The 10,342-nt window shown below is 62.0% G+C and carries 9 protein-coding genes, 1 rRNA gene and 2 pseudogenes; 10 read left to right on the forward strand and 2 right to left on the reverse strand.

Translation table 11 applies throughout. From position 1 onward, the window contains the following. Positions 1–397: ribosomal RNA gene (locus LX81_RS21160) — 16S ribosomal RNA — on the reverse strand; the annotation flags it as partial. A gap of 863 nt (positions 398–1,260) precedes the next feature. On the opposite strand from LX81_RS21160, the gene LX81_RS21165 reads away from it, so the two are divergent. From LX81_RS21165 to LX81_RS22010, 10 genes and pseudogenes are all read left to right on the forward strand, one after another. Continuing rightward, complete coding sequence (locus LX81_RS21165) at positions 1,261–2,190, forward strand: 2-dehydro-3-deoxygalactonokinase (RefSeq protein WP_111539232.1); 930 nt, start codon at positions 1,261–1,263, stop codon at positions 2,188–2,190. Then, positions 2,187–2,792 (forward strand): 2-dehydro-3-deoxy-6-phosphogalactonate aldolase, encoded by a 606-nt coding sequence (locus LX81_RS21170; RefSeq protein WP_111539233.1) that lies wholly within the window; start codon positions 2,187–2,189, stop codon positions 2,790–2,792. The genes LX81_RS21165 and LX81_RS21170 overlap by 4 nt, the downstream gene beginning before the upstream one ends. Continuing rightward, positions 2,789–3,649 carry an SMP-30/gluconolactonase/LRE family protein gene (locus LX81_RS21175; protein WP_111539234.1) on the forward strand — a complete coding sequence of 287 codons (861 nt, stop codon included), beginning with the start codon at positions 2,789–2,791 and terminating at the stop codon, positions 3,647–3,649. Before LX81_RS21170 ends, LX81_RS21175 begins: the two co-directional genes overlap by 4 nt. A gap of 106 nt (positions 3,650–3,755) precedes the next feature. After that, entirely contained in the window at positions 3,756–4,748 is a 993-nt protein-coding gene (locus LX81_RS21180) for an aldose epimerase family protein (protein WP_111539235.1), read from the forward strand. Beyond that, positions 4,741–5,589 carry an inositol monophosphatase family protein gene (locus tag LX81_RS21185; protein ID WP_272939509.1) on the forward strand — a complete coding sequence of 283 codons (849 nt, stop codon included), beginning with the start codon at positions 4,741–4,743 and terminating at the stop codon, positions 5,587–5,589. The genes LX81_RS21180 and LX81_RS21185 overlap by 8 nt, the downstream gene beginning before the upstream one ends. Positions 5,590–5,653: 64 nt before the next feature. Beyond that, positions 5,654–6,751: an AbrB family transcriptional regulator gene (locus LX81_RS21190; RefSeq protein ID WP_111539237.1), complete on the forward strand. Its 1,098-nt coding sequence runs from the start codon at positions 5,654–5,656 to the stop codon at positions 6,749–6,751. A 226-nt stretch (positions 6,752–6,977) separates the two neighbouring features. Then, on the forward strand, positions 6,978–7,325 hold the full coding sequence (locus LX81_RS21195) for a hypothetical protein (RefSeq protein ID WP_111539238.1): 348 nt from the start codon (positions 6,978–6,980) through the stop codon (positions 7,323–7,325). Next, on the forward strand, positions 7,322–7,825 hold the full coding sequence (locus LX81_RS22425) for a relaxase/mobilization nuclease domain-containing protein (RefSeq protein ID WP_170134085.1): 504 nt from the start codon (positions 7,322–7,324) through the stop codon (positions 7,823–7,825). Before LX81_RS21195 ends, LX81_RS22425 begins: the two co-directional genes overlap by 4 nt. Before the next feature lie 27 nt (positions 7,826–7,852). Continuing rightward, positions 7,853–9,095, forward strand: a pseudogene (locus tag LX81_RS21210) (IS3 family transposase). 269 nt (positions 9,096–9,364) lie between these two features. Next, positions 9,365–9,601: a hypothetical protein gene (locus LX81_RS22010; protein ID WP_146259520.1), complete on the forward strand. Its 237-nt coding sequence runs from the start codon at positions 9,365–9,367 to the stop codon at positions 9,599–9,601. Here the strand turns inward: LX81_RS22010 and LX81_RS21215 are convergent. Continuing rightward, positions 9,585–10,342, reverse strand: a pseudogene (locus tag LX81_RS21215) (IS5 family transposase); the annotation flags it as partial. The gene LX81_RS22010 and the pseudogene LX81_RS21215 overlap by 17 nt on opposite strands.

Genomic DNA, 10,342 nt, shown 5'->3' on the forward strand with positions numbered 1-10,342 from the left:
GACCCTAGGGCCTTCGTCACTCACGCGGCATGGCTAGATCAGGCTTGCGCCCATTGTCTAAGATTCCCCACTGCTGCCTCCCGTAGGAGTCTGGGCCGTGTCTCAGTCCCAGTGTTGCTGATCATCCTCTCAAACCAGCTACTGATCGTCGACTTGGTAGGCCGTTACCCCACCAACTATCTAATCAGACGCGGGCCGATCCTTCTCCGATGAATCTTTCCCCCCGAAGGGGCGTATACGGTATTAAACCCAGTTTCCCGGGCCTATTCCGTAGAGAAGGGCACGTTCCCACGCGTTACTAACCCGTCCGCCACTAAGCCCGAAGGCTTCGTTCGACTTGCATGTGTTAGGCCTGCCGCCAGCGTTCGTTCTGAGCCAGGATCAAACTCTCAAGTTGAAACATCCCGAAGGATGTGTCCTTGACGTTCGAACCTCTGCACATCTTCCACCGTACCCCCACCTGCCAGCTACTCGAGCACGACAGGCAAAAGCCCAGTGGAAAGTCTCTGTTTCATGTGCTCCAGGTTACCGAAGTAACGCAAAGCCACATCAAACAGTGAAGCTGACACCTCATCATCGGCCGAAGCCTAGAGGCGCGATATACAGAAGGCTGATCCATCGAATGAACCAAACCGCCCGCATATCTCTTCAGATACCCGCAATGTCAAAGAGCAACAGACAAAAACAAACAAGATGCGCCCTATCCTCGGCGCGCCCCGCCTGATCTATCTGCTTGTCCAACCAACCCGTCCCCTCAAGGACCCGCTGGCCGTCCCTCCGAAGCTCCCCGCCCCGTCGGTGAAGGCGTATCTACGGATACCGACCAAAACCCGCAACCCCCTTTCACAACTTTCCGCAAAGTTTTTGCGACAAATTCGAAGTGCCTGAAAAAGCGGTGTTCTACGGCAATATCCTTTCCCGTATGTGGCAACGAGAGACACGATTGTTAATGACCGCCGAAATCGGCCCGTGACGTGCGCGACGCTCCCCGTACGTGATCATCGCAAGACCCCAGCCCCCCCGAGGAATCGTTGCTTGATGCTGTCGAGGCAGACGGAATCCCCCAGAGCTTCCGATCCAAATACGTGCTCTTGTTTCCGGCCTGACCGCCTTGACGACCAAGCATCGGATCTTCGAGGTGATGCATGCGCGCGGTTTCCGTTCATCGGATTGCGTTCAGTCCGTGAGACGTCCGACCGTGCAGGACCCGGCCATATATGCCTAGTGGCATGTGACTGACGAACGCCAAGGGGAGTTTCCATGTCTGACGAAATCCATTCCGCAAAGATCACCCCTGCCTGGATCGCCCTGGACTGGGGGACGTCGCATCTGCGCGGGTGGGCCATGAGTGCGGAGCGGGACGTTCTCGCCGAAGCGGCATCCGACGCCGGAATGGGACGCATCGCCCAAGGCGACTTCGAGGCGGCGCTCCTTGACCTCGTTTCCGGATGGGAGCTTCCAAGCAATGTACCTGTCATTGCCTGCGGCATGGTCGGCGCGCGGCAGGGATGGAAGGAAGCTCCCTATCGCAAAGTCCCCTGCCCGCCCCTCGCGGGTCCACTGACATCCGTTCTCACCAATGATCCCCGCCTTGGCGTCGCGATCGTTCCGGGCCTGTCGCAGGACCGTCCGCCTGACGTCATGAGAGGCGAAGAAACGCAGATTGCGGGCTTTCTGTCCCTCGATCCCGATTTCGACGGCGTCATCTGCCTGCCTGGAAGCCATACCAAATGGGTTCGTGTCAGCGCGGGCGAGATCGTCTCTTTCCAGACGGCAATGACCGGGGAGCTATACGCGGCGATTTCCGACCATACCGTATTGCGCCATTCGGTAACGACGGAAGATTGGAACGATGACGCCTTCAGGTCGGCGGTTTCCGACGCGATCAGTCGACCGGAGAGCCTCTCGACACGTCTCTTCTCGATCCGCGCGGAGGGACTCTCGCGATCGCTGGACCCCGGTACGGCTCGCGCACGACTCTCTGGACTCCTCATCGGCGCGGAACTCGCGGCGACACGCGCACATTGGCTTGGCATGCAGGTCGCGCTGATCGGCACGAAGACGATATGCGATGCCTACGACAAGGCGCTCGAGGCGCAGGGGGTTCGCGCGATGCGCACCAAGGGTGAGGCGATGAGCCTTGCCGGACTGTCGGAGGCTCTGAAGATATCAGGGGGGGACCCATCATGACCCGCGAATTGATCGCGATCCTGCGCGGCATCGATCCGGAAGAAGCCGACGCGATCTCGGACGTGCTCGTCGAAGCGGGCATCACGAGGATCGAGGTTCCACTGAATTCTCCCAAGCCGCTTGTCTCTATCCGTCGAATGGCGGAGCGTCACGCAGGGCGGACCGAGATCGGCGCAGGCACTGTCCTGCAGCCCGCCCAAGTCGAGGAGGTGCGCGCAGCCGGTGGCATGCTGATCGTCTCTCCGAACTTCAACCCGGCCGTCGTGACAGCGACGCGGGATGCCGAGATGAAGAGCTATCCCGGTGTTCTCACACCCTCGGAATGCTTTGCCGCGCTCGCGGCGGGCGCGACCGGACTCAAGGTTTTCCCCGCCTTCCAGATGGGAGTCGAGGGATTGAAGGCCATCCGGGCTGTCCTGCCGGTCGAGACGGCGATCTACATGGTGGGCGGCGTCGGCCCGTCGAACTTCGCCGAATGGCGTGCCGCCGGGGCGACGGGCTTCGGCATCGGGACGGCACTCTACCGACCGGGAGACGATGCCCGCGACGTCGGTGTCCGCGCCAGAGAGATGGTCTCTGCATGGGAGGAGACGTGCCGATGAATATAGGTGTGCACGATTCGACGCGCTGCCTACTCGGTGAGGGAGCCTTCTGGCATCCCGAGCGCGAACAGCTTTTCTGGTGCGACATCCTCTCGAAGCGCGTTCTCAGCCGGGAGGACGGGCGTTTGCGGGACTGGACCTTCGACCGCTTCGTCTCCTCGATGGGCTGGATCGACCGCGACAGACTTCTCGTCGCGACCGAACGCGACCTCACCATCCTGAATATCGAGACGGATGCGCGCGAGAAGCTCTGCGAACTGGAGGCGCATAACGACGAGACGCGTTCGAATGACGGGCGCGCCGATCCGCAGGGCGGCTTCTGGGTCAATACAATGAGCACCGCGAAGGAGACCGGGCGCGGCGCACTTTATAGGTGGTATCGCGGGGAGCTTCGACGGCTCAAGGGCGGGATGAGCATCGGCAACGCGATCTGCTTCACGCCCGACGGGACGCATGCCTATTTCACAGATACGCCGACGCAACTCATCATGCGCTGGCGGCTCGGCACGGATGGCTGGCCGGAGGGCAAGGCGGAGACCTGGCTCGATCTGAGTGGTACGGACCATTTTCCCGACGGTGCGATCTGCGATGCGGACGGCAACATATGGAGCGCCGGATGGGGCGCGGGACGTGTCGCGTGCTACGGGCCCGACGCAGGTTTCCGCTTCGCCGTGGAGTTCGCCGCCACGCAGACCACCTGTCCCGCGCTCGGTGGTCCCGGGCGAGATACGCTCTTCGTCACGTCGGCGGCCGTGGGTTTGCCCGAGCCGGAAATTGCTGCGGTCGACGGGCATGGGCGCACCTTCGTCGTACCCGTGGACGCGCGCGGTCAATCTGAACATCGCATCGTGCTGTGACTTCTAAGACCGGTCCGTCGAGTGACGTGCGGACCTCGCTCGCGCGCCCGACGTTTCGCTTTCGGGTGGGTGATCCGACCCCAGAGCGTTTTTTCAGAGGAGCGACATGGATAAGTTCGGGACATTGTCCGATGGCAGGGAGGTCGGCCGACTGGTCCTCGACAACGGGGCATTGCAGGTGGCGCTGCTCGATCTGGGCGCCCTCATACAGGACGTCCGCCTGCCCGGCATTGCCTTTCCCCTAACGCTCGGTGGCGCCAGCGCGGAAGCTTACGAGGGCATCCTCTCGCATTTCGGAGCAGTTCTAGGCCCCGTCGCCAACCGGATCCGGGGGGCGGAGGCCGTCATAGACGGACGCACATACCGGTTCGACGCAAATCAGGACGGCAGACATACTCTTCATTCGGGCAGCACAGGTGTTCACCGGCGGATCTGGCGCCTTGTCGGGGCGAGCGACATCCATGCGATCTTCGAGATTGACCTCGCCGACGGAGATGGTGGATTTCCCGGCAACAGGCGCCTCACCGCGCGGTACGAGTTGAATGAGACGACCCTTATCGTGACGTTGACCGGCGAGACCGATGCGCCGACGCTCATGTCGCTTGCGAGCCACGGGTATTGGAGCGTCATGGACGAGCCCGATTGGCGCGGCCAGCGTCTCCAAATCCTCTCGGAACGATACCTCCCGACTGACGCGGACGACATTCCGACAGGCGCAATTCGCGATGTTGCCGGGACACCGTACGACTTCCGCACGCCGCGGGACCTCCAAGGAGACGATATCCCGCCTCTCGACAATAACTTCTGTCTGTCCGACCGGGCGATGCCGCTTAGGCCGGCTATCCGTCTTGGGGGAAATTCCGGCGTCGAACTGGAAATCTCCACGACGGCACCGGGCGTGCAGGTCTTCGATATGAACAAGTTCGACGTGACGGCCGCGACGATCCACGGGCGTTCCTATCGACGTTATGCGGCCTTGGCCTTCGAACCCCAAATGTGGCCGGATGCTCCGGGCCGGCCGGGGTGGCCCGATATCACCCTGCATCCGGGATCGATCTTCTCGCAGGTCAGCGCGTACCGCTTCCTCCGCGATGATTGATCCGACGACCGAGCAAAGTCTGATTGAACTCGTCCGGCATGCAGCGCGTACCGAGATCATGCCACGGTTTCGCAACCTAGCCCCATCGGAGATCGGCACGAAGTCGGGCCCGGACGACCTCGTCACCATCGCCGACCGCCGGGCGGAACGCGTGATTACGGATGAGCTCGCCCGTATCCTTCCTAAGGCGGCAGTCGTAGGCGAGGAGGCCTGCGCCGAGAATCCGGCCCTGCTGGACACCATCTCCTCCTCCGAACTCTGCGTAATCGTCGATCCGGTGGACGGCACGGCGAACTTTGCCGCCGGTCTGGCCCTTTTCGGGGTGATCCTCGCCGTCGTGCACGAGGGGCGAACCATCTTCAGTCTCCTATACGATCCTGTCCTTGACGATTGGGTGGCGGCGCGTGCGGGCGGGGGCGCGTGGTACGGCCGACCCGAGCTAGAACCCGTCCGCATGCGCTCCCGCTCCGCCCCGCCCATCGACAAGATGCAGGGTTTCCTGTCCCTCCATCTTTTCGCCGAGCCTGCGCGGTCCGCGCTCGCCGCGCGCCTGCCGACGCTGGGCCTCGTCCGAACGCTACGCTGCTCCTGTCACGAATATCGCGCATTGGCGCTCGGACACGCCGATTTCAATATCTCCGCCGCGGCAAAACCCTGGGATCACGCTGCCGGCCTCGTTGTTCTCGACGAGGCCGGCGGCGCCAGTTCGGCGGGCGGGCGGCGCTACGACCCGGCGCGGCAGGACGTTCCGATCCTCGCCGTCGCCGATCCGGTATGCCTCGAGCCAATGGCGCGCCATCTCGATCTCTTTCCTTCCGGACACGTCTCGCCATCCGGATGAAACTCTCGTATGAGGTCCGGGCCGGGCCGGCGATTGCCGCGGCGCATCCTCGGGAAACCGACCTATGGTCGTTAAATCCGGACGCGGCGCGTTTCCGCCGCTCGATTGGAACCTGTTGTTCCGCATCACGCTTGCGCTCGCCATCGGCATCGCGGGCGGCATGATCTTCAATCGTCTCGGCACGCCCCTGCCCTGGATGCTCGGGCCGATGATCTTCAACACGATCGCTGCCGTGATGCGCATCCCGGTGCGCCCGCCCTTGCGGATCCGCCCCTTCGTGGTCGTCGTCATCGGCGTCATGCTGGGCGCGGGCTTCACGCCGGACCTCATCCGGCAGGCGCCCGAATGGGCCCTCTCCTTCGCGGGGCTCGGGCTCTACATGGCGATCTCGTGCCTCCTCGTGATCCCCTTCTACCGATATTTCGGCGGGTTCGATCCCGTCACCGCGTTCTTCGCCGGCATGCCCGGCGGGCTGAACGAGATGGTCATTATCGGCCGTGATTATGGCGGCGACGACGCGAAGATCGCGCTCGCCCACGCCGCCCGCATCGTGGTCGTCGTGTCGCTCGTCGCGATCTGGATCCGCGGCATCGCGGGTTACGATCTCGGCGATCGCTCCGCGTTCGGCACGCCCCTGGCCGACATTCCCTTACCCGACCTCGGCGTCCTGGCGATCTGCGGTGTCGTGGGATACCTGCTCGGCGGCCGATTGCGGCTACCCGCGCCGACACTCATCGGTCCAATGCTCTGCAGCGCGATCGCCCATATCGCCGGATTTACCCACAATCCTCCGCCGCGCGAACTCGTCGTCGTTGCACAGCTCTTTCTCGGAACGATCATCGGCTGCCGGTTCGTCGGATCGAAGGCCGGAGAGATCGGCCGGGCCATGCTTCTCAGCCTCGGGGCCACGCTCATCATGCTGACGGTCACGATCTGCGTCGCGTTGGCGTTGCACACCGCGTTCAACCAGACCACCACGCAGGTCCTTCTGGCCTATTCTCCGGGCGGACTGGCGGAGATGAGCCTCGTCGCGCTCGCGATGGGTTCCGAGGTCGCCTACGTGGCGAGCCACCATATCGTGCGGATCACGCTCGTGATCCTTCTCGCCCCGCTCGTTTTCTCGTTCTTCAGACGACGGAGCGAGAGGAAAGACCTGGGCTGACGGACGGCTTGATATGGGAAAACGCTGGTGCAGGTGGAAAGAGAGACTTGGAACTCTCTCTTTGAGATACTTCACGATTGAGAACTCCAACTCAAGGCCGTCGAACACCTTAACATTGTAACTCAGAATAACGATCCGAAATGCGGTGATGAACATTTAGGAACGTGATTCAAACGCGGCGGTAGCCGCCAAACCGAAAAAGAAGAAGCGCGAGGCACCGTTCTCGTTGCGTTTTTCCTTTGAACAGATCGCGCAGTTGCAGGCCGACGCAAACGGCGCGCAGCTCGGCGCTTATATCAAGGCAAAGCTGTTCGATGAGCCGCTGGAAAAGGTGCGCCGCCGCAATACTAACCCCATCGAAGACCATGAAGCCTTGGGCCGCGTCCTAGGTGAGCTCGGTAAGTCTCGCCTCTCACAGAAGCTCAATCAGCTTGCCCGCGCTGCGAATACAGGCGCGCTGCTCGTTTCGCCGGAGCTTGAAGACGAAATTCGCCAAGCCTGCGAAGACGTGATGGCTTTGCGTGAAGAACTGGTGCGCGCGCTTGGCTCTCTATCCGATGTAGGCGGGCCATGATCCTGAAAGGCTCACAGCGCGGGAATGCCGCCAAGCTGACGACGCACCTCATGAACATGCAGGACAACGAGCATGTCAGCCTCTACGAGCTTCGCGGTTTCATGAGCGAAGATAATCTGCATGGGGCGCTGAAAGAATCTGAGGCCATCGCCAAAGGGTACGCGCTGCCAGCAGCATCTCCTATCGCTAGCCTCAATTCTCCGCACGATAACCACGTAGATACCGCCACCTTTGAAGCTGCCATCGAACTGGCGGAGCAGCGGCTCGGCCTTGACGGCCAGCCGCGCGCCATTCTCTTCCACGAGAAGGAAGGCAGGCGACACGCCCATGCCGTCTGGTCCCGCATCGATACCGAAACCATGACGGCCAAGCAGCTATTCTTCACCAAGCGGCGGCTGACGAATTTGATCCGGGAGATTTATCTCCAGCACGGCTGGGACATGCCAAAAGGCATGATCGACCTGACCTGCTTCGCTGAAAGGTCCGCGGTTTACGGTTAGGCTGTTCTCCGAACGACTAGACAGACGATGAGAAGAAGCTGTTTCAGCGAAGTGCAGATCATTGGCATTCTGAAAGAGCATCAGGCGGGCATGAGCGTACCGAAGCTGTGCCGCAAGCACGGGATCAGCGATGCGACCTTCTACACCTAGCGGCCCAAATACGGCGGCATGGAGGTTGCTGACGCCAAACAGCTGAAGGAGTTCGAAGCCGAGAACACGAAGCCGAAGCCGAAGCCGAAGCAGATGCTGGCCGAACAGATGATGGTTGTCGCCACGCTGAAAGAGATGCTGGGAAAAAACTTCTGAGGCCCGGTTCGAGGAACGAGTTATGTCCGCCATTGGTCCGAGGACAATGGCGAGTGCTGTGGACTAGGCCATGAAAGAGAAGAGCTACTCTCAGCGGCGGGCCTGCGCGTTGGCCGGGATCGATCCGCGCGTCTATCGGCGCCGGTCGGCTCGGGCCATCGATGCGGAGTTGCGCAAACGGCTGAAGGATCTGTCGTCGGAGCGACGGCGGTTCGGCTATCGGCGTCTGCACATTCTCCTAAAGCGCGAAGGCTGGGAGGTGAACTGGATCGGAGGCCGTGAAGCGAATGGTCCAGTGGACCATTCGTAGGCCGGGGCGCTGTATCGCATCTATCGGGAAGAGGGCCTCACCGTTCGCAAGCGTGGCGGGAGGAAGCGCGCGATCAGGACCAGGGCGCCCATGGCGATCCCGCAGGAGTCGAACCAGCGATGGTCGCTCGACTTCGTGTCGAACGCGCTCTCGGATGGGCGCCGGTTCCGCGTGCTCTGCGTGATCATTCGCCATTGTCGCTCGGACCAATGGCGCAACATGGCCCATCTTCAGCCGGGAGTGCCTTGCCGCTGTCGTCGATACCTCGCTGTCAGGCGACCGTGTCGCACGGGAGTTGGACCGGATCGCGGAGATGAAGGGCTATCCCTGCATGGTAGTCAGTGACAGCGGAACCGAACTGACCTCGAACGCCATGCCGAAATGGCAGGAGGACCGCCACGTCGAATGGCACTACATCGCGCCGGGCAAGCCTATGCGAGACACGGCTTGGTCGAAAGCTTCAATGGAAGGCTGCAGGACAAGTGTCTGAACCAGCACCTGTTCCTCAGCCTGCGCCAAGCCCGCAATCTGATCGAGGCATGGCGTCACGACTACAACCACCACCGCCTGCATACGAGCCTCGACGGGCGCACCCCGCGGGAATATCACCAACGGTCAGAAGAGGACCAAACCCTGAACAGAGCTGACTTGTAACTGCGGACTCCAAGGGGAGCAGGTCAGACGGCTCTGCCAGGAACCCGCTGACTTTCTCTCGCGCCGAATGGCAGCAAGCAAAGCGCAACAAGCAAGACCCGCAAATCATCACGGCCATCTTAAAGGATGCCTGGTGCCGCTCGGATTCTGCCGATGCGCTGAAAGCCGCGCTGGAAGCTGGGGGCTACTACTTCGCCAAAGGCGACCGCCGTGGCATTGTCGCGGTTGATTATCGAAGCGAGGCCTATGCTTCGTCGCGATGGTCGGGGGTGAAGGCGAAGAAGGTCACCACACGCTTCAAAAAAGTGGAGGCCATGCCTCACATCGAAGAGCGGAAGAAATGGCTGGGCAGGTTGGTTGCTGACAAGCTCCTCAGCCATGCGCAGGAACTTGCGGTAGGCCACAAACGCCTCCGCCCTGCATTGAAATTGCCGCGCACTCAGATGGTCAAGCGCCACCGCACTGAGCGCGCCGAACTAGGCTCAGGCCTCATAGCCAATAGATGACGGTGGCGGCGAGCGCGATGGCCGAGAGGAAGACCTCGGGGCATCGGTCGTAGCGAGTGGCCACACGGCGCCAATCCTTGATGCGCCTGAACATGATCTCGATACGATGTCGGCGCCGGTATCTGCGTTTGTCGTATCTGATCGGGATCGTGCGCGACTTGCGCGGCGGAATGCAGGCCCGAATTCTGCTTCCCGACAGAGTTACGGAACCAGTCGGCGTCGTAGCCGCGGTCGGCGAGAAACCAGTCCGCTTGCGGAAAGCCGATCTGGAGCGCGAGCGCGCCCTTGTAGTCGCTGACCTGGCCGGCGGTCACAAAGAGGCGGACAGGGCGGCTTTCGCGGTCGGTAACGGCATGGAGCCTGCTATTCATCCCGCCGTCCTCGGGGAAACGATCCACCGGATCGTCTCCTGATCCTCGAACTCCTGCCGATCAGGCGGCCACGCCCCCCTTTTTGAAGGCGCAGGCTTGAGGCCGTCCGGTGCGCCTTCAGATGGGTCGTGTCGATCATGATCGTCCGGCAATCGGCCTGCTCGGCGGCGAGCCCCTCCATGATCCGCGCGAACGCGCCCATGCGGCTCCACCCGATCCAGCGATTGTAGAGCGTCTTGTGCGGGCCGTATTCACGCGGCGCGTCCCGCCAGCGCAAACCGTTGCGATCGATGAATACAACACCACTGAGCACGCGCTTGTCGTCCACCCGCGGCCTGCCATGCGACTTCGGGAAACAGGGGCGCAGCCG

Source organism: Palleronia aestuarii, from assembly GCF_003253995.1.
GTDB classification, from domain to species: Bacteria; Pseudomonadota; Alphaproteobacteria; order Rhodobacterales; family Rhodobacteraceae; genus Palleronia; species Palleronia aestuarii.